Origin of the sequence: Streptomyces sp. NPDC091412 (genome assembly GCF_044756885.1) — a bacterium.
Classification (GTDB): domain Bacteria; phylum Actinomycetota; class Actinomycetes; order Streptomycetales; family Streptomycetaceae; genus Streptomyces.
Genome location: NZ_JBIVTV010000005.1, coordinates 232743 through 258974 on the forward strand (window position 1 = coordinate 232743; position 26232 = coordinate 258974).

The following is a 26232-nucleotide window of genomic DNA, read 5'->3' on the forward strand; positions in this document are numbered from 1 at the left end:
TCTGAACAATAAGACGCAGCCGCCCGGGTCGGTCAAGAGGGGGATGGCTCACACTCTCGATTCCGACCCGGGCGGCAAGTCCCCGTGAGGGAACGACGTCCGGGGCCCGCGGTCGCGGGCGGGCCGCTCCGGTGACCGGTCAGGCGGTGCGCTCGACCTCGCCCACCGCACCCCGGCCCGCCTGCGCCTGAGCCTCCGTCAGCCGCCGGCGCACCGGCGCGTAGTGGCCGGAGAGGGCCTGCACGAACCCCTCGGCGTCCCCCTGCCTGGCCGCCCGCACGATGGCGCGGTGGTCGGCGATGGTTCCCGCCTCGGCCTCCTCGGAGATCCCCTCCAGTTGCGGCGCGACGATGGCGTAGACGTCCCAGAAGGCCAGCGAGAGCTGGCTGACCAGCTCGTTCTGGAGCGGTTCCATCAGCCGCTCGTGGAAGGCCCGGTCGCATTCCGCGAAGCCGCGGTCGTCGTGGGCGCCGCGACGGTCCATCTCGTCGACGAGGGCGTCGAGAGCGTCGAGATCCTCGGACCCGAGCGTCGCCATGATGCGTGCGGCCATGCCGCGTTCGATCAGCTCGCGCACCTCGATCAGCTCGGACAGGATCCGGAAGTCGTCCTTGGGGCTGAGCAGACCGCGGAAGGCCAGACCCTCCACCAGCGCGGACAGGCTCAGCCGGCCGACATAGGTGCCATGACCGCGCCGCACCTCGACGATGTCCAGCACCGCCAGGGTCTTCACGGCCTCACGGACGCTGGACCGGCTGGCACCGAGGGCGGCACACAGCTCCGTCTCCGACGGCAACGGGTCTCCCGGCTTGAGGTGATTGTCGAGGATGTAGCTCTTGATCGCCTCCGAGACCTCCTGACGCAGTGACGGCCTGGCCGCCGCCCGGACCTCTTGCGGACGCGACGAATTCACCTCTTGACCCCTTCTGCTCAACGAAGCTACCTTCACAGCCTATCAAGGTCGGACATCAGACGTCTGATGGCGCGGCCCCAATTCCTCTACCGTTTCCTGGCTTTGTGCCGCCCCAGGAGGGACCCCACGTGTCGTACAAGACGCCCGTCGGCATGGATCGTCGCAGATTCCTGCGCTACGCGAGCGCCCTCGGGGCCGCCTCGGCCCTGACCGCCTCGATCTCCGCGTGCAGCGGCCCGGCCTCGACCGGCTCGAACACCGGCGCGGGCAGCGGAGGAGGCACGGACACCATCGAGACGGGTATCTCCTACCCGCTCTCGACCGGCTTCGACCCGATGATCGCCTCGGGCGCCACCCCGATCGCGGCCAACCTGCACGTCTTCGAGGGCCTGGTCGATCTGGACCCGGCCACGCTCCAGGCCCGGCCCGGTCTGGCCACCGCGCTGCCCGTCAAGGTGAACGCCACCACCTACCGCGCCACCCTGCGCGAGGGCGCCACCTTCCACGACGGCTCCGACGTCACCTCCGAGGACGTCGTCCACAGCTTCGAGCGGATCCTCGACGAGAAGAACGCCTCCCTGATGGCGCAGTTCCTGCCGTTCCTCGACTCGGTCGAGGCGGTCGACGCCAGGACGGTCGAGTTCAAGCTGAAGTACCCCTTCGCGCTGTTCCCCGGCCGCGTCTCGGTCGCCAAGATCGTTCCGAAGAAGCTGGTGGAGGCGGACCAGAAGGGCTTCGACGCCCTGCCCGTGGGTTCGGGCCCCTACCGGATGGTCTCGGCGACCCGCGAGGACAAGATCGTCTTCGAGGCGTACGACAAGTACAACGGCAGCCACCCGGCCAAGGCCAAGAAGATGGTCTGGCGCCTGGTCTCCGACCCCGCCGCCCGGGTCAGCGCCATGGAGTCGGGCCGGGTGCAGGCCATCGAGGACGTGCCCTACCTGGACGTGGACCGCCTCGCCAGGAAGGCGAAGGTCGAGTCCGTGCAGTCCTTCGGCCTGCTCTTCCTGATGTTCAACTGCAAGCAGAAGCCCTTCGACGACAAGCGGGTGCGCCAGGCGCTCCACTACGCGCTGGACACCGACAAGCTCATCACCACGGCCATGGCCGGCAACGGCTCGGCCGCCCGCAGCTACCTCCAGCCCACCCACCCCGACTTCCAGCAGGCCGCCACGGTCTACGGGCACGACCCGGCCAGGGCCAGGAAGCTGCTCGGCGAGGCCGGCGTCAAGAACCTCAAGGTCACCCTGCTCACCACCGACACCGGCTGGGTCAAGGACGTGGCCCCGCTGGTCAAGGAGAGCTGGGACGCCATCGGCGTGAAGACCACGCTGAGCATCGGCCAGTCCTCCGCCCAGTACGCCAAGGTGGACGCCGGCTCCTACACGGTCCTGCTCGCCCCCGGCGACCCGTCCGTCTTCGGCAACGACGTCGACCTGCTGATGCGCTGGTACTACTCCGGGCTGTGGCCCGAGAGCCGCTACGGCTGGGGCGGGACCGCCGCGTACAAGAAGGTCAACTCCCTGCTGGACAAGGCCGCCCAGGCCACCGACGAGGCCACGCGCAAGGACCTGTGGGGCCAGGCCGTCGACCTGGTCGCGGACGAGGCCGCCCTCTACCCCGTCCTGCACCGCAAGCTGCCCACGGCCTGGAACGACAAGGCGCTGAAGGGCTTCGAGCCGCTGCCGACCACGGGCCTGTCCCTCCTGGACGTCAGCCGCGCCTGACCCGCGTCTGACCCCGGAGCCGCGGGGGGCGGCCCCCCCCCCCCCCCCCCGGCCCCCCCCCCCCCCGGCCCCCCCCCCCCCCCGCCCCCCCCCCCCGCCCCCCCCCCCCCCCCCCGCGGGGCCGGCGGCCGGGCGCCCCGCCCCCCCGCGGGCCCGACCCCGGGCCGCGGCGCGGCCCCCCCCCCGGCGGGGCCCCCGGGCGGGGGGCCCCCCCCCCCCCCCCGGGGGGGGCCCCCCCCCCCGCCCCGGTGCCCTCCCCTTCCCTAGGAACCCACGATGGTCACATTCCTCCGGCTCGCGCTGCGCCGTCTGGCGATCATGCCGGTGATGATCCTCGGCATCACGCTGCTCGTCTTCGTGGTGCTTCAGTTCTCGCCGGTCGACCCCGCCTACAACGCCCTGGGCGACGGCGCCTCGGCCGCGGCCCGTGCCGCCTTCGCCGAGGCCAACGGCCTCAACGACCCACTGCCGGTGCGCTACGTCCACTTCCTCGGCCAGTTGCTGAGCGGCGACCTCGGCTCCACCGTGCCGCCCAGCCAGCCGGTGCTCGACCGGATCTCCGTCGCGCTGCCCCTCACCATCCAGCTCACCGCCCTGGGCCTGGTGATCGCGATCGTCCTCGCCCTCGTGCTCGGCGTGACCGGCGCGGTCTTCCGGGACCGGTGGCCCGACCAGCTCACCCGTGTGCTGTCGATCGCGGGCGTCGCGGTCCCGTCGTTCTGGCTCGGGGTGCTGCTCATCCAGCAGTTCGCCCTGAACAGCCCGGTGTTCCCCACCGGCGGCTACGTCAACCCGGCCGACTCCTTCAGCGGCTGGCTCAGGTCCATGGCCCTGCCGGCCTTCGCCCTCGCTGTCCCCGTGGCGGCCTCGCTGGCCCGTCTGGTGCGGACCTCCATGGTGGCCGAGCTGGACCGCGACTACGTACGCACCGCCACCGGCAACGGACTGCCCCGCCACGTCGTCGTCCGGGGCGTGCTCCGCAACGCGCTCATCACTCCGCTGACCGTGCTCGGCGTACGGGTGGGCTACCTGCTCAGCGGCGCGGTCGTGATCGAGACGATCTTCGACCTGCCCGGCATGGGCAAGCTGATCCTCGAGGGGGTCACCGGCGGCGACGTCGCCCTCGTCCAGGGCACCGTGCTCACCATCGCCGTCGCCTTCCTGGTCGTCAACGTCGTCGTCGACCTGCTGTACCTGCTGGTCAACCCGCGTATCAGGACGGTGTGACATGTTCCCCAGAAGCGGTCTCGTCACGAGACTGTCCCGCCCCGGCATCCGGTTCCGGGCACTTCCCCTGTCCTCGCGCCTCGCCCTGGGCGTGCTGGGGATCGTGGTCCTCGCCGCCGTGTTCGCGCCGCTGATCGCCGCCGATCCGCTCGCCACCGGCACCCCCGTCCAGGCACCCGGCGGCGCCCACTGGTTCGGCACCGACCGGGTCGGCCGGGACGTCTTCGCCCGTGTCGTCTACGGCGCCCGGTACTCCCTGGTCATCGGCCTGGGCTCGACCGCCGCCGCCCTCGTGCTGGGCGCGGTCCTCGGCTCGCTCGCCGCCACCTCGCGCAAACTGGGCGACGAGTCGGTGATGCGCACGCTCGACATCGTCATGGCCTTCCCGCCGATCGCGCTGGCGGCCGTGCTGGTCACCGTCTTCGGCACCAGCCTGCCGGTGCTCATCCTGTGCATCGCCTTCGTCTACATGCCCTCGCTCGCCCGCGTGGTGCGCGCCAACGTCATGGCGCAGTACGGCGAGGACTACGTGGCCGCCGAGAAGGTGATCGGCGCCCGCCGCGCGTACATCGTCGTCCGCCACGTGGCCGTCAACTGCGCCGCGCCCGTCATGGTGTTCGCCACGGTGCTGGTCGCCGACGCCATCATCTTCGAGGCCAGCCTGTCCTTCATCGGCGCCGGTGTGCAGGACCCCGACCCCAGCTGGGGCAACGTCCTGTCCTACGGCCGGCAGATCCTGCTGTCGGGCGGCTGGTGGGCCACCCTGCTGCCCGGACTGGTGCTGCTGGCGACCGTGCTCGCCCTGAACATCCTGTCCGAGGGCCTCACCGACGCGGCGGCGGCACCGTCCGACGCGCGCGCCGACGACGGGGATCCGCGGTCCGGGGCGTCTTCCGCGACGGGGTCCGCGACGTCCTCCGTGAGCGGGTCCGCCACGTCCGCCGACGGCGGTTCCGGCGAGTCCGCCGGTGCCGCCGGTGCCGTTGATCCCGCCGGTTCCGCCCAGTCCGACGGCGGTGCGCGGCCGGTCGTCACCCCGGTCGATCCGGTCGCCGCGGCGGACGTCGACGCCGCGCTCGCCCGGCTGTCGGCGCGTGTGCTGAGCGGCCCGCCCGCGGTCACGCCGGTCGCCGGCGACGCGGCCGAACTCCTGGCCGTGAAGGACCTGACCATCCGTTTCCCCGACCGCTACGGCGACACCCGGGTCGTGGACGGCATCTCCTTCTCGGTCCGCGAGGGCGAGACCCTCGGCCTGGTCGGCGAGTCGGGCTGCGGCAAGAGCATCACCAGCCTGGCCGTCATGGGCCTGCTGGCCCGCAACGCCGAGGTCGGCGGGCGCGTCGAGTACCGCGGCCGGAACCTCCTGGAGCTCGGCCCCCGGCAGCGCCGGGCCCTCAACGGCCCGGAGATCGCCATGGTCTACCAGGACGCGCTCTCCTCGCTGAACCCCTCGGTGCTCGTCGGCCGGCAGCTGAAGCAGCTCACCAGCCGCGGCGGTACGCAGACCCCCGCCGAACTCCTCGAACTGGTCGGCCTCGATCCCCGGCGGACCCTGCGCAGCTACCCGCACGAACTCTCCGGCGGCCAGCGTCAGCGTGTGCTGATCGCCATGGCGCTCTCGCGCAGCCCCCGCCTCCTGATCGCGGACGAACCGACCACCGCGCTCGACGTCACGGTCCAGGCCCAGGTGGTGGAGCTGCTCGAACGGCTCCGCGACGAGCTCGGCTTCGCGATGATCCTCGTCTCCCACGACCTGGCGCTCGTCGGCGATCTGTCACACCGGATCGCGGTGATGTACGCCGGCCAGGTCGCGGAGGTCGCCGAGACCCGGTCGCTGCTTTCCGCGCCCGCCCACCCCTACACCCGCGGGCTGCTCGGCTCGGTGGTGTCGCTGGAGGCGGGCGCCGAGCGGCTGCACCAGATCCCCGGCATCGTTCCGGCGCCCCGACGCTTCGGGGACGGCTGCCGGTTCGCCTCGCGCTGCGCCGCGGCGACCGATCTGTGCCGCACCACCCCGCCCCTGCCCGGCGGCGGGCCCGACCACAGCACCGCGTGCCACCACCCCGTGCCGGCCGCCCTGCTTCAGGAGAGCACCCGATGATCCGGCTCGACCACGTACACGTACGCCACAAGGCCCGCGGCGGCGGCCTGTTCGACCGGAGCCACGTGCACGCCCTGACCGACGCCTCGCTGGAGGTCGGGCGCGGGGAGATCGTCGGCCTGGTCGGCGAGTCCGGCTGCGGCAAGTCGACCCTGGCCCGGGTGCTCACCGGTCTGCAACGGCCCACCGAGGGCACGGTCACCTTCCACGGCGAGGACCTGTGGGCGATGCCCGGTGCCCGGCGGCGCGACGAGTTCGGCTCCTCCGTCGGCGTCGTCTTCCAGGACCCGTCGACCGCCCTGAATCCCCGGCTGCCGGTGGGCCGGATCCTGCGCGACCCGCTGGACGTGCACCGGCGGGGCGACGACAAGGCACGCGACGCGCGGGTCGAGGAGCTGCTGGACCTGGTCGGCCTGCCCGCGCACACCCTGCGGGCCCTGCCGGGACAGCTCTCGGGCGGGCAGCGCCAGCGCGTCGCCATCGCCCGCGCGCTCGCCCTGGAACCGGAGTTGATCGTCGCCGACGAGCCGACCAGCGCACTCGACGTGTCGGTACGCGCGCAGGTCCTGAACCTGCTGGTGGACCTGCGGGACCGGCTGAACCTCGGCATGGTGTTCATCTCGCACGACATCCAGACCGTGCGGCACCTCGCCGACCGGCTCGCCGTGCTCTACCTCGGCCGGATCGTGGAGGAGGGTCCGGCGGGGCGCGTCGCCGCCTCCCCCGCGCACCCGTACACCCAGGCCCTGCTGTCGGCCACCCCGAGCCTGATGGAACGCAGCGAACGCATCGTGCTGCACGGCCCGGTGCCGTCGGCGGTCAACCCGTCGCCCGGCTGCCCCTTCAGCACCCGCTGCTGGAAGGCCGACGACGCCTGCGCGACCGCCTTCCCCGCGGCCGGGTCCGGCCCCGGCGAGTCCCACCGGTGGCACTGCGTCCATCCGCAGACCGAGGACGACCGGTCGTAGGGACGACTTCGCGTACGGGCCCTCTCCTCCACCTTTCCTTTCCGAGGTGGGCGGGAGGGCCCGTGTCCTTTCCGAGGTGGGCGGGAGGGCCCGTGTCCTTTCCGAGGTGGACGGGAGGGCCCGTGCGCGGGCCGGGTTCACGCTCCGCCGCTGACGTCCCGTTCGCGATGTCTCCTACGAGGGCTGGATGAGCGCCGAGCCCGAAGGGGCGGAAGCCATGCGGTGGACCATGACGTATCGGGCGGCCCTGGTGACACCCCAGGCCCACCGCCCTTGCGGGCGGTGGTTCTACCCGCTCAAGCGGTCAAAGTGCCCTGGTGGAAATACATCCGCCAGCCCGTCCCCGTCAGACGCCACACAGAGCTCCGCCATGCCCGACGGCCCTGGTCGTCGGCGAAGTACGTCAGATGAACGACACCCGGAGCAAGAACGACTCCAGACATTTCGCTGACCTTGACCGGAGACTCCGGGGGCACCGAGCCGCCACTCGTCACCGTGAGGATCGACTCGACATCCCACCGGCGTCCGGAAGCCCCGATCTCGGTGAACTCCGGATCCAGAAGCTCCAGGACACGGGACGGCGAAGCACGCACCTCGGGATCGAGAAGCCGCATCTCCCCATCGATGGCCGCTCGCACGGCCCCCTCACTCTCATCCGTCATGCAGGAACCCTAAGAGCCCTGCTCGCCAAGGCACAGCGAATCGAAGGCGAACCGGTTCAGCCGCCTCTGGTCCGTGTACTGGGGCGCCGGCACCGCCCGCTGACCTCTCGCAGCGAAGCTTGAGCGATTCTCAGCGAAGGCTGTGATCGATCTTCTTTTCCCGCATCAGCTTCTCCAGCTCTGTGTCCGACAGTGGGTGCAGAGTGTTCAGGAGATGGCGTAGCCCGGGTTCGTCCAGGGTCTGGCTGGTGACCTCGGCCTCCGCGTTCCGGTGGCGGCGGGTGAGGGCGACGGCGCGGCCGCCTCCGGGGAAGTCGCGAACCGTGAGCATCTCGCCGTGCGCGTCCACTGTGCAGGTCACGCCCTTCTCCGCGGGCTCTGGGCATCGGGGAGCCGGCGTGAGCGGCGGGCGTACCGTGAGGCCCACGTACCCCACCTCGTAGCCCTCCCGGACGGGGCGGTAGTCGACGCCGAAGGAGGCAGGGCCGACCTCGGCATGGGACACCTGCATGCCCGGCGGCGCAGCGCCCAGGTACAGCAGCTCCGGATGCTCCCGGTACCGCGCGACCTCCGCCTCGTCCTGGCGCTGCTGCGCCTGCGCCGGGCCGACGAAGCCCCCATAGGCCACCCCGGCCACCAGCACGGCCAGCGCCCCCAGCCGCACCCACCGGCTCGGCACGAAGAACGCCGCGGCCACGGCGTACGGCACCCCCGTCAGCACAATCCGGGTACTGGCGCTCCCCAGATCGACGCTTTCGCCGTAGACGGCCAGACCTGCCAGGACGCCGAGCGTACCGAGGGCGAAGACCAGTACCGCCCAGCCCAGCCGCCGCGGCACGGAGCCGCACAGCGGCACCACGGTCCGCACCGGTATGCCCGCCGTGACCAGCAGGCCCACCATCAGCGGTACACCCAACGCGAGGACCGGTACCGTCGCACCGGCCCCCTCACCCCAGGCCGATACCACCAGCCCGAAACCGAGCGCCGGCGCCACGGCCGCCATCGTCGCCCAGACCAGGAAGAGATGCAGGGCCGTCAGCGCCCCTCTGCCGCTCGTCATAGCGCGGAGCCTGTCAGCCGGCGTCCTGGCGCACATGAGTACGCGTACTCAGCGCAGAACCCCGCCGCCTGGGTCCGGCTGCGGGTTGCACAGGCGTAGGACGGCTGCCGCAGCCAGGCCATGCGTGCTCAACCATCGGTTTCCGCCTACCGTTTCAGCCGCCCGCGGATCGCCAGTACACCGAGCCCGAGGAGGGCCGGCTCGACCAGGCGAGACGCCATCTCGGTGTAAGTACCGGCGGTGGTCAGCTGCTGATCGGAGGAACGGAAGATCACCGAGTTGACGACCGCCCGCAGGGACTTCTCGAACCGCCCGGTCGTCAAACGCTCGTCATACGGACCGTCCGGGTTGACCGGGCCGGGTATGTCGGTGGTCATCGTGAAACTGCGGTCGGCTACCGTGCCGGTGCTCTTCGGCTTCGGGTCGTTCTGCGGCAGGCCCCACAGCATCATCGCCAGCACAGTGGCGGTCACGGCCACCATGAGCCAGCCCAGGGCTCGCGAGGCTCGCAGCCCGTAGCCGGACAGCGCCCAGTACACGGTGAGCAGGCTCCGCTCGGTCCAGGGGATGTCGTCGGCGTGGCGGCGCATCTCCATCTCGCCGTAATAGAAGTCAGCGGCACCCGGTTCGTGCTTACCTTCTTCGAAGGCCTTGCGCAGTTGTCGGTACACCGGCGCCAGCGCTGCCGGTTCCTGCACCTCTTCCCCTCGTGGCGCGGGCATCCAACCATCGGCGCCCCAGCCGCGGGCGGCACGCCAGTGGCGCTGGTGGCGGCGATGTGCGGGCGTCGAGCGCCGAGTTGGAGGAACGCCGGCGCGTAGAGCCTGTGACCGAGGACGGTGTCGAGGTGGAAGAAGTCGACGGCGATGACGCCTTCGGCCCGACTGGTGAGCAACTCCCTTCACGTCGGGCCGGCGCGGCGTGGGGCCGGGTCGATGCCCACCGCGTGGCGGATCTCCCCTCCTGCGAACTGCGGGATCAGCTTCTTCGGTGCCGTCTTGGTCGGTGGCCGTCCGGTTCGGGCGCGCCGGGCGCCGTCAGTCTCACTTCGCGGCCATGAACCTGCGGTGCCAGGCCAGCAGGGTCCCGGGCGTGACGGGGAAGGCCTCGTGTCAGCGGCGGCGGGGCATCTCACGGTCAACATCGATGGACACCGATGACCACGGTTGGGAGCGAGGGGACCACGGGGAGCGGAAGTGGGCTCCCGGATTGCTCCCGCTCACGAAACAGGGGCCCTCAGAAGAGAGCCCCTTGCCTGCGGAAACGTCCGACATCACTGTCGGGACGACAGGATTTGAACCTGCGACCCCTTGACCCCCAGTCAAGTGCGCTACCAAGCTGCGCCACGTCCCGGTGCCCGTCTGACCTGGGGTTTCCCCTGGCTGAACGTGCAGGAAAACAATACCGCACTCAGGTCGGTGGTCGCGCACGGGTTTTGGTCCGGGCGGTGTCGGGGCGACCGGACTTGACCTCAAGTTTGGTTGAGGTCGCACCATCGTCGGCATGACGATCACCGAGGAGACCGAACGCGCCCACGGTTACGCCGACCTGCCCCGGCTGATGGGGCTCATGACGGGCGACGAGAAGCACGGACCGGCGGCCACGTCCACGCTGGACGTGCTCTGGGTGCTCTACGACCGGGTGCTCAGGGTCCGCCCGGAGGAGCGGGACGACCCGCAGCGGGACCGGTTCCTGCTGTCGAAGGGGCACGGCCCGATGGCGTACTACGCGGTGCTCGCCGCGAAGGGCTTCGTGCCCGTCGGCTGGCTGCCGGACTTCGGCGCCTACGACTCCCCGCTCGGCCACCATCCGGACCGCACGCTGGTGCCGGGCGTCGAGATCGGCAGCGGGTCCCTCGGGCACGGACTGCCCATCGCCGTCGGCACGGCCCTGGGGCTGCGCGCCCAGGGGCTGAACCGGCCCCGGGTGTGGGTGCTGACCGGGGACGCCGAGCTGGACGAGGGCAGCAACCACGAGGCCATCGCGTTCGCCGGGCCCGCGGGACTCGAACAGCTGCACACCGTCGTCGTCGACAACGCCTCCGCCGGCCATGCCCGTCCCGGCGGCATCGCGGCCCGTTTCGAGGCGGCGGGCTGGTCGACGGCGAGCGTCGACGGCCGCGACCACGAAGCGCTGTACGCCGCGTTCACCGCGCCGCATCCGGGCCGCCCGCATGTGGTGGTGGCCCGGGTCGAGCCGAAGAACCCCTGATCCGGAACCGCTGAGCAGACCCCTGACTTCCCCTGTTTTCCCCTGGCTTTCCCCGGCTTCCACTGACTTCCCCCGGCTTCCCGACACAGAAGGGCTCGACCTCCATGGACACCATGCGTGACCGTCTCGCACCGGCCGTCTCGCGCCTGCTCGACGAGGATCCGCGGGTGGCGGTCGTCATCGCCGAGATCGGCAAGGACGGTTTCGCCGACGCGCGGCGCCGGCATCCCGACCGGGTGATCAACGTCGGCATCCGCGAGCAGCTCCTCGTCGGAGCAGGCGCCGGGCTGGCGCTGACCGGTATGCGACCGGTGCTGCACACCTTCGCGAGCTTCCTCGTCGAGCGCCCCTTCGAGCAGGTCAAACTGGATCTCGGGCACCAGGGGGCGGGCGCGGTGCTGGTCAGCGCCGCCGCCTCCTTCGACTGGCCCGCGGGCGGCTACACCCACATGGCCCCCGGCGACGTGGCGCTGCTCGACACCCTGGACGGCTGGACCGTTCATGTACCCGGGCACCCGGACGAGGCCGAGACACTCCTGCGGCACGCGGTCGCCGCGGGCGACGACAAGGTCTACGTACGGCTGTCCGTGCAGTCGAACGCGCACCGCCGCCCGGTCGACGGCGAGCACTTCGTGACGGTCCGCGAGGGCCGCTCGGGTGTGGTGGTCGCCGTCGGGCCCCTGCTCGACACGGTGCTCACCGCGACGGAGGGCCTGGACGTCACCGTCCTGTACGCGACGACCGTACGGCCCTTCGACGCGGCCGCGCTGCGCCGGGCCACTAGGGCGGCCGCTACGGACGTCGTCCTGGTGGAGCCGTACCTCGCGGGCACGTCGACCTCAGCGGCGAACGACGCGCTCCGCGACGTCCCGCACCGCGTCCTGGGGCTGGGTGTGGGCCGCGCCGAGCTGCGGCGCTACGGGACCGCGGAGGAGCACACCGCCGCGCACGGGCTCGACGCCCGGTCGCTGCGGGAACGGATCTCGGCGTTCCTGGGGACCCGGGCCGGGGCGGGCACCTCGGGCACCTCGGGCGCCGCGGACACCTCGGGCGCCTGAAGGCATCCGCGCGGAGGCCGTGCGGAGGCCGTGCGGAGCCCGTGCGGCGGTGGCCGGGCCGGAGTCGCCGTCGTCAGTGCCGCTCGGGGTGTGTCCGCGCGGGGGCCGCGTCCGCGGTCCCGTCCTGCGCGTGCGGGCGGTGGGTGCCGCGCGCGTCGGCCCGTATGAGGCCGCGAATCGCGGGCACCGCCAACAGGACCGTCGGTACGACGAGGCTCATCGCGGCGGACACCAGCAGCACATGGTCCGCGCCCAGGGCGGTGGCGGCCGGGCCGGCCAGGGTCTGGCCCACGGGCATCATGGCGAGGGAGCCCGCCACGTCGTAGGCGTGGATGCGGTTGAGGACGTCGGACGGGACCTGGGTCTGGACGCTGGTCGCCCACATCACGCCCCAGAACGACATGCCCGCCCCGGCGACGGCGGCGCCCGCCGCCATGGCCGGCACGCCGAAGCCGGCCCCGACCGTCGCCGGGAAGCCGACGAAGGCGAACAGCGCGAACGCGCCGGCGCGCAGCATACGGCGGGGACGCAGCCGCAGGGCGAGGAAGCCGCCGACGACGGTGCCGGCGCCGAGGGCGGAGTTGATCAGGCCGTAGGCGCGCGGGCCGTGCTGCTGCACCACTTCGGTGGCCACCAGCGGGACGGTCGGGCCCCAGACGGCGATCATGTAGAGGCACCACACGGCGATGACGCCCCAGAGCCACGTTCTGGCCCTGAACTCCCGCCATCCTTCGACCAGGTCCGCCCTGAAGGCACCGGTCGCGGTGCCGTCCGGGGTGCGGACCGGGGCGCCGGTCCGGATGAGCGGGGGCAGCCGGAGCAGGAGCAGGCACAGGGCACTGACCCCGTAGGTGGCGGCGTGCGCCGCGAACACCCCGCCGGGTGAGGCGAAGCCGACGAGCAGGCCCGCGGCGGCGGGGCCCGCGAGCTGGGCCGCGGACTCCGCGATCCGTATGGCGCCGTTGGCCACCTGGACGTCGGAGGCGAGCCTGGGCACCGTACTGGCCACGCCGGGCTGGAACACGGCGCCCCCCACGCCGTTGACGAGGCCGATCACGCAGATCTCCCAGAGCACCACGTGCCCGGAGTAGAACAGCACGGCGGCCAGGGCCTGGGTGCCGAGCCGCACCAGGTCGGCGCCGATCATCAGCTTGCGGGTGCTGAACCGGTCGGCGATGACGCCGCCGAAGACCACGAGCCCGGCGAAGGCGGCGGCCGTCGAGGCCATGGCGAGGCCGACCGCGCCCGCGCCGTACCCGTGCTGGAGCAGGCCCGCGGCGAGGGCGACCGGCAGCATGGTGTCGCCGAGCCGGGCGACGGCCCGCGCGACGAAGAACAGCGCGAAGTCCCGCGACCACACCGGCCGCGCTTCACCGCCGTCGTCCACTCCGGCCGCGGCCCCGGCTTCACCTCGAATCCCGGCTCCGGCTCCGGCAACGAGGTCATCCCGCCCCGCCGCCTCCCCCGGCGACGACTGCGACGACGTCCCGGTCATCCTTTCGACGCTCCCCTCCCCGACCGATCCCCCGCTCCCCGGCCGACCGCGGCCCCTCCCGCATCGGCCGGCCCACTGCCTCCGGATCATGCCACGGCCCACTGACAACGCCCGAGGGATTTTCAGCGGGTGGTGGGCAGTCCCATCCCGGGATGGGCCTCCAGCAGCCGCGGCGGAGCCGCCTGGCGCCAGGAGTCGGCGAGGATGTCACGCAGCTCGTCCTCGTCCTCCAGCGCCGCGAGCCGGACCCGTACCCAGGCGAACTGCGCCTCGTGGCCGGCGATCCAGAACTTCTCCGGCTCGGCCAGGACCAGTTCGTCGCGCTCTTCCTTGGGACAGCGCACGGCGATGGAGGTCTCCTCCTCCGGGAGTGTGGCGAACATCTTCCCCGCGACCCGGAACGTGGGCATGCTCCAGGCGATCTTCTCCGTGGTGTCCGGCAGGGACAGGGCGATACGGCGTACGTCATGGGCATCCGGCATGCCCCGCACGCTAACCCCTCGCACTGACAGCCACCCGCAAGGAAGCCTGGTGCAGCCGGGCGCTACGCCTGCGCCGCCTCGTCCAGGGCCTGGAGCACCGGGCGGATCAGCGGGTGTCCCTCGGCTCCCCGGCGCACCGCCGCGAAGACCCGGCGGGTGGGCGCCACTCCGTCCACGGGACGGACGACCACGCCCGTGAGGTCCATGCCGCGCAGCGCGGAGCGCGGCACGAGGGCCACGCCCGCGTCGGCCGAGGCGAGGGCCACGACGGCGCGGAAGTCGTCGGAGGAGTGTTCCAGGCGGGGCTGGAAGCCAGCGCTCTCGCAGGCCAGGACGACCACGTCGTGGCAGGGATTGCCGGGATACGGGCCGATCCAGGTGTCCTTGGCCAACTCGGCGAGCGGCACCTCGGCGGCGCCGGCCAGCCGGTGGGCCACCGGGACGACCGCGTCGAACGGCTCGGCGTACAGAGGTACGTGGGTCAGCCGGGGGTCGTCGGCGGGCGGCGCGCCCCGGTACTCGACGGCGACCGCCACGTCGACCTGCCGGTCCAGCACCATCGGCAGGCTGGCGTCGCCCTCCGCGTCCTGCACGCGGATGCGGATGCCGGGCGCCGTCCCCGCCAGTCGGGCCACCGCGGGCGCCACCACCTGCGCGATGCCGGTGGCGAAGGCGGCGACCGTCACCGTGCCGGCCTCGCCGGAGCCGTAGGCGGCGAGTTCGGCCTCCGCCCGCTCCAGCTGGGCGAGGACCGCGTTGGTGTGGCTGAGCAGGATCTCCCCGGCCGGGGTCAGCCGTACTCCCTTGGCGCCGCGCTCGACCAGCCGGTGACCGGTCTCCTGCTCCAGAGCCGTGAGCTGCTGCGAGACGGCCGACGGCGTGAGGTAGAGCGCGGCGGCAGCGGCTGTCACCGTGCGGTGGTCGGCCACCGCACGGAGGATGTGCAACCGCCGCGCTTCGATCATGCGAACGATTATCGCAAGACCTGCGACCGGTCGGCCTCCGGCTCAGCCCTCCAGCTCGGCACGCGCCGCGACGAACGCGTCCACCGCGCGGTTCACGTCCTCGGTGGAGTGCGCCGCGGACAGCTGCACGCGGATGCGGGCCTGGCCCTGCGGCACGACCGGGTAGGAGAAGCCGATCACGTACACGCCGCGCTCGAGGAGCAGCTCCGCCATGCTGCCCGCCCGTGCCGCGTCACCGATCATCACCGGGGCGATGGCGTGGTCGCCGGGGAGGATGTCGAAGCCCTCCTCGGTCATCCGGCGGCGGAACAGCGCCGTGTTCTCGGCGAGCCGGACCCGCAGGTCGTCCGCGGACTCCAGCAGGTCCAGCACCTTCAGGGAGGCCGCCGCGATCACCGGGGCGAGCGTGTTGGAGAACAGGTACGGCCGGGAGCGCTGGCGCAGCAGCGCGACGATCTCGGCGCGGGCGGCGACGTAGCCGCCGGAGGCGCCGCCGAGCGCCTTGCCGAGGGTGCCGGTGATGATGTCCACGCGGTCCATGACGCCGTGCAGTTCGGGGGTGCCGCGGCCGCCGGGGCCGACGAAGCCGACGGCGTGGGAGTCGTCGACCATGACCATGGCGTCGTAGCGGTCGGCCAGGTCGCAGATCTCGCGCAGCGGCGCCACATAGCCGTCCATCGAGAACACGCCGTCGGTGACGACCAGCTTGCGGCGCGCCCCGCCCTCGGTGGCCTCCTTCAACTGCCGCTCCAGGTCCGCGAGATCGCGGTTGGCGTAGCGGAAGCGGCGGGCCTTGGACAGCCGGATGCCGTCGATGATCGAGGCGTGGTTGAGGGCGTCGGAGATGACCGCGTCCTCCGGGCCGAGCAGCGTCTCGAACACGCCGCCGTTGGCGTCGAAGCAGGAGGAGTACAGGATCGTGTCCTCCTGGCCGAGGAACGCCGACAGCCGGGCCTCCAGCTCCTTGTGCACCTCCTGGGTGCCGCAGATGAAGCGCACGGAGGCCATGCCGTAGCCCCAGCGGTCCAGGGCCTCGTGGGCGGCGGCGACGACCTCGGGGTGGTCGGCGAGGCCGAGGTAGTTGTTGGCGCAGAAGTTGAGGACCTCGCCGGGACGGCCGCCCGCGGTGACCTCGACGGTCGCGGACTGCGGGGTGCCGATGACACGCTCGGGCTTGTGCAGCCCGGCGGCGCGGATCTCGTCGAGGGTGACGCGCAGGTCGTCGCGCACGGAGTCGAACATCAGGGTGCTCCTTGAAGGTGCCGGCAGAAGAGCGGCGGAAGAAGGGGGTACGCGGTCACACGGTCCAGTCGAGGATGATCTTTCCGCCCTTGCCGCTCGCGGCGTCGGCGAAGGCCGCCTCGAAGTCCTCGTAGCCGTACCGGCCGGTGACGACGGGGGCGAGGTCGAGGCCGCCCTCCAGCAGCACCGACATGGCGTACCAGGTCTCGAACATCTCCCGGCCGTAGATGCCCTTGATGGTGATCATCGAGGTGACGACGCGGGCCCAGTCGACGGGGAACTCCTGGGCGGGCAGGCCGAGCATGGCGATCTTGCCGCCGTTCGTCATGTTCGCGATCATGTCACGCATCGCCTCGGGGCGGCCGGACATCTCCAGGCCGACGTCGAAGCCCTCGCGCAGGCCCAGCGTGCGCTGCCCCTCGGCGATCGTGTCCCGGGAGACGTCGAGGGCGAGGCTCACGCCGATCTTGCGGGCCAGCTCCAGCCGCTCCTCGCTCACGTCGGTGATGACGACGTTGCGCGCGCCCGCGTGCCGCGCGACGGCCGCCGCCATCAGGCCGATCGGGCCGGCGCCGGTGATCAGGACGTCCTCGCCGACCAGCGGGAAGGACAGCGCGGTGTGCACGGCGTTGCCGAACGGGTCGAAGATCGCGGCGATGTCGAGGTCGACGGGGACGCGGTGCACCCAGACGTTGGCGGCGGGCAGGGCGACGTACTCGGCGAACGCGCCGTCGCGTCCCACACCGAGTCCGACGGTGGCCCGGCACAGGTGGCGGCGTCCGGCCAGGCAGTTGCGGCACTTGCCGCACACCAGGTGGCCCTCGCCGCTGACCCGGTCGCCGGGCTTGATGTCGGCGACGCCGGAACCGGTCTCGACGACCTCGCCGACGAACTCGTGCCCGACCACGAGCGGGGTGCGGATCGCCTGCTGGGCCCAGCCGTCCCAGGCCCGGATGTGGAGGTCGGTGCCGCAGATGCCGGTCCGCAGGACCTTGATCAGTACATCGCCGGGTCCGATGGCGGGCTCGGGGACGTCCGCGAGCCACAACCCGGGCTCAGCCTTCTGCTTGACCAGCGCCTTCAACGCTACCGCTCCTGTGGTTCCGGCCCCGGGGCCGGGCATGCCGGGGCAGCCCGCGTCCGGGGAGAGGGGTGGATTCCGGTAGCAATCTGCCGTACGGCGGCACGCTGGTCCATCGAGGATTTCTTAAGCGCGGCCACAGCTCCGCTTCACGCCGTCCGCGAGCGCGCTCACGCGCGGTGCGAGGCCTTCGCCCGGCCGTCAGAACAGGAAGCCCTCGGTATCCCGGCGCTCCAGCCGCGGGGCGAGTTCCGCCGCGGCCGCCTTGATGGTCCGAAGCCCCTCCCTGCCCCACGGCCGCGGCTCGACGTCGACGACGCACACCGTGCCCAGCACCATCTGCGTACTGTCGATGAGCGGGGCCCCCAGATAGGAGCGGATGCCGAACTCGTCCACGATCGGGTTGCCCGCGAACCGCGGGTAGTCGCTGACGTCCTCCAGCACCAGCGCCTTGCGCCGCACCACGACATGCGGGCAGAAACCGTGGTCGCGGGCCAGACGGCGGCCCACCTCACGCCGGCTTCCGTCGCCGCCGGTTTCGACGCTGTCGACGGTCAGGACGTCGCGCTCGGGCCGGTGCAGTCCGGCGAAGAACTGCCCTTCCTCGTCGAGGAAGTTGACCATCGCGTACGGCGCCCGGGTGAACGCGGCGAGGCGGTCGGCGAAGGCGTCCAGGGCCGGCTCGGGCCGCTCCCCCAGACCCAGCCGCCGCAGTCGCTCGGTGCGCGCGGGGGCGTCCTTGTCCTCGGGGGTCAGCAGCAGGCGACCGGCCGGGCGGGGCGGGTCGTAGCTCATGGCCGGGCTCCGTCGCTGTCGGCGTATGTCATGTACGGGCTCCGTGACGGTGTACGGGGGTCAGTGTGCCGGGGTCACCTGCGCGCGCCCTGGCTCTGTGCGGGGACGGCGGGTGCGTGGGCGATGAGATGCCGGACGAGGGTCAGCAGGGTCTGGATGCCCGAGCTGGAGATACGGGCGTCGCAGGGGACCACGGGGGTCCTCGGGTCGAGGTCGAGGGCCGCCCGCACCTCCTCGGGGTCGTAGCGGTGGGCGCCGTCGAACTCGTTGACGCCGACGACGAAGGCGAGGCCGCGCCGTTCGAAGAAGTCGACGGCGGCGAAGCACTCCTCCAGCCTGCGGGTGTCGGCGAGGATCACCGCGCCCAGGGCGCCCTCGCACAGCTCGTCCCACATGAACCAGAACCGTTCCTGGCCGGGCGTGCCGAACAGGTAGAGCACGTGCCGCGGGTCCAGGGTGATGCGGCCGAAGTCCATCGCGACGGTCGTCTCGACCTTGTTCTCCACGCCGTCGAGGTTGTCCGTGGCCGCGCTGACCGTGGTGAGCAACTCCTCCGTGCTCAGCGGCGCGATCTCGCTGACCGCGCCCACGAAGGTGGTCTTGCCCACCCCGAACCCTCCCGCCACCAGGATCTTCAGGGCGGTGGGGAAGGGATCGAGGCCGCCGTCGTAGTCAGAGCTGTCGTCGTAGTCCATCGAGCACTGCCTCCAGAAGAGCCCGGTCGGTGGGGTGGTGTTGGTACGCGGGGGGCCTGGTGGTCAGCGCCCCGCAGTCGACGAGGTCGGACAGCAGCACCTTGGTCACCACGGCCGGCAGCCTCAGATGGGCGGCGACCTCGGCCACCGGGAGGGGGGCACGGCACAGGTCGAGTGCCTGGCCGTGCTCCGGGCCGAGGTAGGCCAGCGGTGTCGCTCCGGTGGTCATCACCTGCGACATGAGGTCGAGCGCGATGCTGGGCCGGGTGCGGCCGTCGCTGACGGTGAAGGGGCGCACCAGCCGTCCGGCCGCGTCGTCGAGCCAGGGCCTGTCGCCGGCCGCCGCCGCGCTCAAGGCCGCAGCGCCCGGGATTCGACGGAATGCTGCCGTGGCGCGGTCTCGAGGTAGGGGCGGACGCTCTTGACCAGCATCGCCATCTCGTAGCCCAGCACGGCCGCGTCGGCCTCCCGGCCGGCGAGCACGGCGAGGCAGGTGCCGGTACCGGCGGTGGTGACGAACAGCAGCGTCGAGTCCAGTTCGACGACGACCTGCCGCACCTCGCCGCCGTCGCCGAAGCGGACGCCGGCGCTGCGGCCGAGGGAGTACAGGCCGGAGCCCAGGGCGGCCATGTGGTCGGCGCTGTCGTGGTCGAGGCCGTGCACGGACTTCACCAGCCCGTCGCAGGACAGCAGCACCGCGCTGGTGGTGTGCGGTACGCGCTGCACGAGGCCGCTCATCAGCCAGTCGAGGTCGGAGACACGGCCGGTCGACGCATCGCTCGCCATGGTGGATCGACTCCTTGGGGTCCGAAGGTCTGCGCAAGCGCTGGGGTCGGGAGTGGTGGCGGGGCTGGGCGGGCTGGTCATCCGGCCGGCTCACTCCCGTCGCGCCGGAGGGTGAGGTGCTGTCCTGGCAGGAGCACGGGCCGTGCCTCCGTCGCCCCGGACGCGTCCTGGGGGTGGGCGCCGCCCGGGGGGTGCGGGTCGTGCGGAGGGTGCGGGTCGTGCGGGCGGGCCGGCTCCGCGGCGGCCGGCTCCCGGCGCTGCTCCGACTCGGCGAGTCCCGTCCCGCGCCGGAAGGCCGCCATCAGCCCGGGGTCGTGGCCGGCGACGCACTCGGATTCCTGGCGCGGCAGCGGGCCACCGCGCAGTTGCGGCACGAGGTGTTCCTGGGCGCGCCGCCGGGGCAGTCGGGGCCTCTCCATGGTTCCGCGCACCACTCCGGCGCGCGGAACGGGCGGCGCACCGGCGTCGGCCTCCATGGTGGCCCGCTCGGCGGGCCGGATGCCCGGCACGGCCTCCGCGGGAGTGTCCTGCCCTTCGCGCGCCGTTCGCCGCGGCAGGGGATCGAGGTGGTCGCCGTCGGCGGGCTCGACGGACCGCGCATCGTCACCGGGCGAGGCGGGGGCGGGGGTGGACAGTAGATCGCCGCCGGGGCCGGGGGTGGGCGTGTCGCCCCCGGGCATCGGCATGGGCATGGGCGTGTCGCCCCTGGGAGCGGGCACGGGTGCGGACATGGGCGTGCCGTCACCGGACATGGGCGCAGGAACGGACACAGGCATGTCGCCACCAGACATCGCCCCAGGCACAGACATGGGCGTGTCGCCCCCGGACATCGGCGCGGGTACCGATACAGGCATGTCTCCATCAGACATCGCCCCAGGCACAGACATGGGCGTGTCGCCCCCGGACGCAGGTGTGACGGGTCCGGGGGCGCCGTTCATACGGGGTACGGCGCGCGGCGGCAGAACGCCTCCGTGTGCGCCGGGGACGCGGCGCGCGTCGAGGGCGTCGGCGCCCGCCACGGGATGCATCCCGCCGTCGCGTCGGCGCGTGTCGCCGGGGCGGGCGGGGCCGCCGAGCAGGCCGGTGACGGGGCTCGGCGCGCGTCGTACGCCGGTGCCGTGCACGCCTCGCACGGGCTCCCCGCGACCGCCGGACACGGCCGGCGCACGGTGGGCGCCGCCGCCGTTCAGGGCCGGCGGGACAGCGTGCCCGTGTCCGCCGTCCGGGAGCGACGGCACGGCGCCCGGCGGGTACGGCGCCGGGGCCGGGGGCCGCATGCCGGTGCCCAGCGCTCCGAATGACGTGCCGGAGGCTCCCGTTGACGTTCCCAGGAGTGCCTGCGGTACGAGGACGACCGCCTGCACACCGCCGTAGATGTTGGTCTGCAGGCGGACGGTGATGCCGTGCCGCCTGGCGAGCTGGGACACCACGTACAGCCCGATGCGGCCGTCGGCGAGCAGGCTCGCGACATTGACCTGGTCGGGGTCGGCCAGCAGGGTGTTCATCCGGACCTGCTCGCCGACCGGCATGCCCAGGCCCCGGTCCTCGACCTCGACCGCGAGTCCGGAGGTGACGAGGTTGGCGCGCAGCAGGACCTGGGTCTGCGGGGCGGAGAACAACGTGGCGTTCTCGACGAGTTCGGCCAGCAGGTGGATCACGTCGGCGACGGCGTGGCCGCGCAGCCGCCCCTCGATCGGCGGGGCGAGTTTGACCCGCGAGTACTGCTCGACCTCGGCGATGGACGAGCGCAGCACCTCCGTCATGCAGACCGGGTTGCTCCACTGCCGGCGGGAGACGGCGCCGCCGAGGACGGCGAGGTTCTCGGCGTGCCGGCGGACCCGGGTGGCGAGGTGGTCGACATGGAAGATGCCCTTGAGCAGGTCGGGGTCCTCGATGTCGTTCTCCAGCTCGTCGAGGGTGGAGATCTCCCGGTGCACGAGGGACTGGAGACGCCGGGCGAGATTGACGAAGACCTCCAGTTTCTGTTCGCTGCCCGTCTGGCTGGACAGCTGGGCGGCCTGCACGACGGCGGCGACGGCCCCGTCGTGGGCGCGCGACAGGTCGGCCGCGAGCAGGTCGACCTCGTCGGCGCCCTCCGGCGGGCCGCCGCGTGGCTTGCGCAGCGGCGGGGCCTCGCCCTGGCGCAGGGCGTCGACGAGGGCGCGCAGTTCGGCCTCGCGGCGCGCGGTGCCGCGGCGCAGGACGCCGATCCGGTCGTGCACCGAACGAGCGGCCCGGCCGGCGGCGACGGCGGCGATCGCGATGCCCGCGAGCGTGACCGCGAACGCTCCGGCGAGCACGGCCCACAGGACGAGACCGGGGCGTGCGCCGGTGGAGCGCACGGTGAAGAGCACGGCCGCTCCGGCGCCGAGCGCGACCGAGGTCGGCGGCAGCACCGCCAGGCGCAGCAGCTGAGGCCGTAGTCGGGTCTCGGGCAGCGAGGGGACGGTGCGGATGACCGGGCGCCCGTGCCGCCCGCCCTCACGGCGGTCTGCGCGGGCGGCCGGTGCACGGAGGTGAGACATCTTTTCCTCGTACGGGTCCGTCGGGCCTGTGTACTCGCGCCCGGGGCGCGAGCGGGCATGCTCCATCGCTGTGCCGGTCGACAGCGGCGCGTGTACGGCGCCGCGTCGCCCCACGGACACTCACAGTAGCCACCAACGCACCAAGCGAGAGGGAAGGTTGACGAAATCCCCCAGGAAGCGTCCCGCTCTGGTATGAGCGTTCGCACGACAGAGCGAGCACCCGCGCCGCCACACACCAGCGAACCGAAATACATCGATCCCGCCTGGTCGGAACCGGTCATGAACGGACTGCGGGGCCGGAGAGGCATCTCCTCTCCGGCCCCGCCGTCCATGCGGTCTCGGTCCGGTCTCGTCCGGTCTCGTCCGGCCGGACCGATCTCGGCTCCTCCCCTGCCCCGACCAGCGCACTCGGCGCCGTGACCCGCCGTGTCGGTCCGTGCTCAGGCGACCGGGGAGTAGCCGCCGCGAGGTGGTGGTGTCCCGCCGCCCGCCGCCCATCCCGCCGGCGGACACCCGCGAGGCGGTTCCGCCCCCGGGCGGACGCGGGTGAGCAGCCCGAGTTCCGCGGCGCGCACTCCCGCCTGGAAACGGGACCTGGCGTCGAGGAGTTCCATGATGGTGGCGATGTGCCGACGATAGGTGCGCACGGAGATGGACAGCTCACGGGAGGCGGCCTCGTCGGTGGCCCCGGTGTGGAGGTAGTGGAGTATCTGCTGGACGAGTTCGACACGGGAATGGGCGCCGAAGCCCAGCCAGGCGGTGGCGTCGACCGCGTGACTCCAGACGGTGTCGAAGAGGGTCTGGCCGCACTGGGTCACGGAGGACGCCCGCAGGACGGACGCCTGGCGCTCGCCGGACATCTCAGTGCACACCAGCGCCGTCCGGCCGTCGGCGATCAGGGCCGTCATCAGCGGAATGCGGGCGATGCGGACGGCCTTGCGCCCCCTGCGGGCGAACTCCCGCACCCGGTCGTGGTCGAGCGTGGCGCGGGTGCACAGGATCCGGACCCGCAAGTCGCCGCGTCTCAGCAGCAGTTCACGCAGCATCGCGTAGACGGCCTCCGCGTGGGCGGGTAAGGCGACCACGGCGTCGACGGTACGTCCGGCCCCTTCCGCCAATTCCACGGCGGCGGCCACGATCTCGGGGTCGACCGGGTTCAGCCCGGTGGCGAGCGGTGCCCGGGACATCCCGTCCCGGTGCTTGGCCACCGTGGAGAGGATCACCGAATGCACGTCCAGGAGGGCCTTGTCCATGTCGTGCCGGACCGCCCCCTCCCCGTCGGCTCCCCCGTGTTCGTGCGACCTTCCCCCGAACTGGTTCCGCATTCCTCACCCCGTCTGGCCGAATCTGACTGCACCTGAGTGCTCGACCGTATGGCGATGGGCATGCCCGGTGAAGGCCGCGCCCGCGCCCCGATCGCGCACTGCCGGCCGCCGGGCTGCGCGATTCGGACTGGCAGGCGCCGGCGGTTTGGGCGCGAGTCCCCCGCCCTCATGGGGCGTGGGGGCCCACCTGGGACACGTATGATGTTCTTGAACGGATGGGACGCTAGTTCGGCAACATGTTCCACGTCAACGGCCCCTGGAACAAAGAAAGTTCTGCCGGGAAGTAAACCTCCGGAGACCGGCCGGAACCCCCGACGGCTTCCCCGTGCGCGCCGTCCGCCGTCACTCCTCCAGCCGGATGGCCCGGGCAGGGCAGACCGCGGCTGCGTGCCGGACGTCGTCGGCGCGGTCGGCGGGCGGGTTGTCGTCGAGCAGCACGGCGGTGCCGTCCTCGTCCCGCTGGTCGAAGACGTCGGCCGCGGTCAGCACGCACTGGCCGGAGGCGACACACGCGTCCTGGTCGATGAGTACCTTCATGACTTCCTCCTCGGAGAAGTGGCGCGACCTGACCGGACCGAAGGCCGGGCCCCGACCGCCCGGAACACCTGGAACACCTGGAACACCCGGAACACTCAAGACGCGAGAAGAGCTGATCCGTGCGGGCGTCGCGTCACCGCCCCGCGGCCGTCACCACCCCGCGCACAGATCAGCCCGCCGCCACCGGCTACTTGCCGGCCGCCGCCTCCATCTCGCGCACCAGGCTCAGCGGCCGCATGTCGGTCCAGTTCTCGTTGACGTACTCCAGGCACGCCTCCCGGCCGTCCCGGCCGTGCGCGACCGTCCAGCCCGCCGGCACCTCCGCGAAGGCCGGCCACAGCGAGTGCTGTCCCTCGTCATTGACCAGCACGTAGTAGTCGGCGTCGTTGTCCTCGAAAGGATTGGTGCTCATATGCCCTTCTCCATCCTGCGATGCGGTCCGCCTGAACCGGGTTGTGTCCACAAGAGATTGCGGGAAATCTTTCGTATCGGTGTTTTCGATCCTCCCGGACGGTTGGATTTCGAGCGGGGTAAGCGGCCGAGGAATGTCAGAGCCTGACGGGGAGGGCGGCCGGTGCCCTGACGAGCAGGGCGGGCTGATAACGCAGTTCCGACGGGTGCACGGCGAGACGGACGTCCGGGAATCGCTCGTAGACGCGCCGGATCGATATCTCCGCCTGGGCCCGGGCCAGATGCGTTCCGATGCAGTAGTGGATGCCGTGGCCGAAGGTGAGGTGCGCCGGCTTCGGCCGGTCGATGTCCAGTTCGTCCGGCCGGTCGGGGAAGGCCGCCGGATCGTGGTTCGCGCTGGCCGGGGAGAGCATCACGATCTCGCCCGCCGGAATCGTGGTGCCCGCGATCTCGACGTCCTCCAGGGTCAGCCGCTGAAGGGTGTACATCATGGGTCCGGCGAAACGGATCAACTCGTCGACCACCTGGGGGATCCGGTCGAGGTCGGCCTTGAGCCGCGCGGCCTGCCCGGGGTGGGTCAGCAGCCCGACGAAGCAGCCGGTCACCAGCGCGGTGGTCGTCTCGTTGCCGCCGGTCATCAGCGCGAACGCGGTGGAGAGGATCTCCTTCGGGGTCAGCAGCTTGTCGCCCTCGGCGTGCACCATCGCGGAGACGAGGTCGTCGCTCGGGTGGCGCTCCTTCTCCGCGATCAGATCGGCCATGTACGCGGACAGTTGCCTGGTGTGCTCGGCGAGGACGCCGGTCGGATCGGCCGCGTCGGTGGAGCGCATCGTGTTCGACCAGACCTTGAACTGCCGCCAGTCGGACGCCGGAACGCCCAGCAACTGGGCGATCGCGATGATCGGCAGAGGCTCGGTGAGACCGGCCAGCAGGTCCGGCCGCGGCTGCCCGGCCAGCTCGTCGAGCAGCTCGTCGACGACCTTCTCCAGGCTGGGGCGCATGTTCGCGACCCGTTTGGGGGTGAAGGCGAACACCAGCGCCTTGCGCAGCCGGGTGTGCCTCGGCGGGTCGGAGTTGGCCAGGTGATGCGTGATCTCGTCGGCAGGCGTCAGCTCCTTGCCGATCTGCCGGCCGAGCGCCCTGTACAGGCTCCCGATGTCCCGGCTCATCCGGGGGTCGGCCAGTGCGTTGCGGACGTCCTCGTGCCGGGTGACCACCCAGGCCCGCGCTCCGTCGGGCGTCCGCACCATGGTCACCGGCTGTTCGGCGCGCAGCACGGCGAAGGTCGGATACGGGTTCTGGGTGTAGTCGTCACTGAACATCCAGTGCTTCGAAAGCGCTCCGCCGGCTGCCATCGATGCTCTCCCTGCGGTCGTCCGGTGCCTCCGCACTGATCGCGGGGCACGTCCGGCCCACCAGCCTGGCCCCGCCGGGCGCGGCCGTCAGCGCTGATGTGGAATCTTCGATGTGCCGCTCCGGGACGGACCGCAGATGGCTGATTCGAATTCTTCGTACCGGTCTGGTGAACGCAGGTTCACCCCGGCTACGTTCGCCGAGGCGTGTGAGTGATGCGCCGAATTCCACCGGGAATTGCCGGTACGGCGTCGGGAACTTCCGTACCGGCCTTGGTGATCGAACTCGTCCATTCCATGCGCGGCTCGTCCGGGCCGGCGTCACCATCACGAGGGAGCAGGAGCGATATGACGACCTCTGCGGAGAACACGTCCGTGAAAATCAAGGAAATCGTCTGCGACATTCTCGAGCTCGAGGAGGACGAGGTCACCGAGAGCAGCCTGTTCAAGGAGGACCACGGCGCCGACTCGCTGCGCGCCATCGAGATCCTCGCCGCCCTGGAGAAGCACTTCCACGTCGTCATCGACCAGGCCGAACTGGGCCGCATGGTCAACCTCAAGGGCGTGGAAGAGGTCGTCGCGGAAGCCGCCGGCAAGTAGCCCCGAGCGAGCGG

The 26232-nt window shown here is 72.0% G+C and carries 25 protein-coding genes and 1 tRNA gene; 7 read left to right on the forward strand and 19 right to left on the reverse strand.

Features of this window, described 5'->3' with window-relative positions; genetic code table 11:
* Positions 1-139: 139 nt before the first annotated feature.
* Complete coding sequence (locus ACIQMV_RS15810) at positions 140-913, reverse strand: FadR/GntR family transcriptional regulator (RefSeq protein WP_402593181.1); 774 nt, start codon at positions 911-913, stop codon at positions 140-142.
* A gap of 152 nt (positions 914-1065) precedes the next feature.
* Here ACIQMV_RS15810 and ACIQMV_RS15815 point away from each other — a divergent pair, with 152 nt between their 5' ends.
* The 4 genes from ACIQMV_RS15815 (at position 1066) to ACIQMV_RS15830 (ending at position 6936) form a co-directional block, all read left to right on the forward strand.
* Positions 1066-2640, forward strand: a complete 1575-nt coding sequence (locus tag ACIQMV_RS15815) for an ABC transporter substrate-binding protein (RefSeq protein WP_402593520.1) — start codon at positions 1066-1068, stop codon at positions 2638-2640.
* A 276-nt stretch (positions 2641-2916) separates the two neighbouring features.
* Complete coding sequence (locus ACIQMV_RS15820) at positions 2917-3867, forward strand: ABC transporter permease (RefSeq protein WP_384176452.1); 951 nt, start codon at positions 2917-2919, stop codon at positions 3865-3867.
* Position 3868: 1 nt separating this feature from the next.
* Complete coding sequence (locus ACIQMV_RS15825) at positions 3869-5968, forward strand: dipeptide/oligopeptide/nickel ABC transporter permease/ATP-binding protein (RefSeq protein ID WP_402593183.1); 2100 nt, start codon at positions 3869-3871, stop codon at positions 5966-5968.
* Positions 5965-6936 (forward strand): oligopeptide/dipeptide ABC transporter ATP-binding protein, encoded by a 972-nt coding sequence (locus tag ACIQMV_RS15830; protein WP_402593185.1) that lies wholly within the window; start codon positions 5965-5967, stop codon positions 6934-6936. The genes ACIQMV_RS15825 and ACIQMV_RS15830 overlap by 4 nt, the downstream gene beginning before the upstream one ends.
* 296 nt (positions 6937-7232) lie before the next feature.
* On the opposite strand, the gene ACIQMV_RS15835 is transcribed toward ACIQMV_RS15830, so the two are convergent.
* From ACIQMV_RS15835 to ACIQMV_RS15850, 4 genes are all read right to left on the reverse strand, one after another.
* On the reverse strand, positions 7233-7598 hold the full coding sequence (locus tag ACIQMV_RS15835; RefSeq protein ID WP_402593187.1) for a DUF4440 domain-containing protein: 366 nt from the start codon (positions 7596-7598) through the stop codon (positions 7233-7235).
* 130 nt (positions 7599-7728) lie between these two features.
* Entirely contained in the window at positions 7729-8658 is a 930-nt protein-coding gene (locus ACIQMV_RS15840) for a hypothetical protein (RefSeq protein WP_402593188.1), read from the reverse strand.
* A 146-nt stretch (positions 8659-8804) separates the two neighbouring features.
* Positions 8805-9356, reverse strand: a complete 552-nt coding sequence (locus ACIQMV_RS15845) for a hypothetical protein (RefSeq protein ID WP_402593190.1) — start codon at positions 9354-9356, stop codon at positions 8805-8807.
* Between the two features lie 581 nt (positions 9357-9937).
* Positions 9938-10011: transfer RNA gene (locus ACIQMV_RS15850), tRNA-Pro, on the reverse strand.
* Between the two features lie 150 nt (positions 10012-10161).
* Between ACIQMV_RS15850 and ACIQMV_RS15855 the strand changes: the two genes are divergently transcribed.
* Both ACIQMV_RS15855 and ACIQMV_RS15860 read left to right on the forward strand, forming a co-directional pair.
* Complete coding sequence (locus ACIQMV_RS15855; protein ID WP_402593191.1) at positions 10162-10869, forward strand: transketolase; 708 nt, start codon at positions 10162-10164, stop codon at positions 10867-10869.
* Positions 10870-10973: 104 nt separating this feature from the next.
* Entirely contained in the window at positions 10974-11927 is a 954-nt protein-coding gene (locus ACIQMV_RS15860) for a transketolase family protein (RefSeq protein WP_402593193.1), read from the forward strand.
* Between the two features lie 73 nt (positions 11928-12000).
* Here the strand turns inward: ACIQMV_RS15860 and ACIQMV_RS15865 are convergent, their stop codons facing one another.
* From ACIQMV_RS15865 to ACIQMV_RS15930, 14 genes are all read right to left on the reverse strand, one after another.
* Entirely contained in the window at positions 12001-13422 is a 1422-nt protein-coding gene (locus tag ACIQMV_RS15865) for an MFS transporter (RefSeq protein WP_402593195.1), read from the reverse strand.
* Between the two features lie 122 nt (positions 13423-13544).
* Positions 13545-13904: an MmcQ/YjbR family DNA-binding protein gene (locus tag ACIQMV_RS15870; RefSeq protein WP_402593196.1), complete on the reverse strand. Its 360-nt coding sequence runs from the start codon at positions 13902-13904 to the stop codon at positions 13545-13547.
* Positions 13905-13966: 62 nt separating this feature from the next.
* Positions 13967-14869, reverse strand: coding sequence for a LysR family transcriptional regulator (locus tag ACIQMV_RS15875; protein WP_402593197.1), 903 nt, complete (start codon positions 14867-14869; stop codon positions 13967-13969).
* A 42-nt stretch (positions 14870-14911) separates the two neighbouring features.
* Complete coding sequence (locus tag ACIQMV_RS15880) at positions 14912-16111, reverse strand: glycine C-acetyltransferase (RefSeq protein WP_402593199.1); 1200 nt, start codon at positions 16109-16111, stop codon at positions 14912-14914.
* A 55-nt stretch (positions 16112-16166) separates the two neighbouring features.
* Entirely contained in the window at positions 16167-17195 is a 1029-nt protein-coding gene (gene tdh, locus ACIQMV_RS15885) for an L-threonine 3-dehydrogenase (RefSeq protein WP_141356185.1), read from the reverse strand.
* Between the two features lie 198 nt (positions 17196-17393).
* Positions 17394-17987 (reverse strand): GAF domain-containing protein, encoded by a 594-nt coding sequence (locus ACIQMV_RS15890; protein WP_141356187.1) that lies wholly within the window; start codon positions 17985-17987, stop codon positions 17394-17396.
* 74 nt (positions 17988-18061) lie between these two features.
* Positions 18062-18682, reverse strand: a complete 621-nt coding sequence (locus ACIQMV_RS15895; protein ID WP_402593201.1) for a GTP-binding protein — start codon at positions 18680-18682, stop codon at positions 18062-18064.
* Positions 18660-19037, reverse strand: a complete 378-nt coding sequence (locus ACIQMV_RS15900; RefSeq protein ID WP_402593202.1) for a DUF742 domain-containing protein — start codon at positions 19035-19037, stop codon at positions 18660-18662. The genes ACIQMV_RS15895 and ACIQMV_RS15900 overlap by 23 nt, the downstream gene beginning before the upstream one ends.
* Complete coding sequence (locus ACIQMV_RS15905) at positions 19034-19468, reverse strand: roadblock/LC7 domain-containing protein (RefSeq protein WP_402593204.1); 435 nt, start codon at positions 19466-19468, stop codon at positions 19034-19036. Before ACIQMV_RS15905 ends, ACIQMV_RS15900 begins: the two co-directional genes overlap by 4 nt.
* 77 nt (positions 19469-19545) lie before the next feature.
* A complete protein-coding gene (locus ACIQMV_RS15910) occupies positions 19546-21993 on the reverse strand; it encodes an ATP-binding protein (protein ID WP_402593205.1) in 2448 nt (815 codons plus the stop codon).
* Between the two features lie 440 nt (positions 21994-22433).
* Positions 22434-23246 (reverse strand): LuxR family transcriptional regulator, encoded by an 813-nt coding sequence (locus tag ACIQMV_RS15915; RefSeq protein ID WP_402593207.1) that lies wholly within the window; start codon positions 23244-23246, stop codon positions 22434-22436.
* Positions 23247-23660: 414 nt separating this feature from the next.
* On the reverse strand, positions 23661-23855 hold the full coding sequence (locus ACIQMV_RS15920; protein WP_141356197.1) for a ferredoxin: 195 nt from the start codon (positions 23853-23855) through the stop codon (positions 23661-23663).
* A 187-nt stretch (positions 23856-24042) separates the two neighbouring features.
* A complete protein-coding gene (locus ACIQMV_RS15925; RefSeq protein WP_402593209.1) occupies positions 24043-24267 on the reverse strand; it encodes an MbtH family protein in 225 nt (74 codons plus the stop codon).
* A gap of 136 nt (positions 24268-24403) precedes the next feature.
* The gene (locus ACIQMV_RS15930; protein ID WP_401779222.1) at positions 24404-25621 is read right to left on the reverse strand and encodes a cytochrome P450; all 1218 of its coding nucleotides are present in this window, start codon (positions 25619-25621) and stop codon (positions 24404-24406) included.
* 345 nt (positions 25622-25966) lie between these two features.
* Here ACIQMV_RS15930 and ACIQMV_RS15935 point away from each other — a divergent pair, with 345 nt between their 5' ends.
* Positions 25967-26218: an acyl carrier protein gene (locus ACIQMV_RS15935; RefSeq protein WP_402593211.1), complete on the forward strand. Its 252-nt coding sequence runs from the start codon at positions 25967-25969 to the stop codon at positions 26216-26218.
* Positions 26219-26232: the final 14 nt, after the last annotated feature.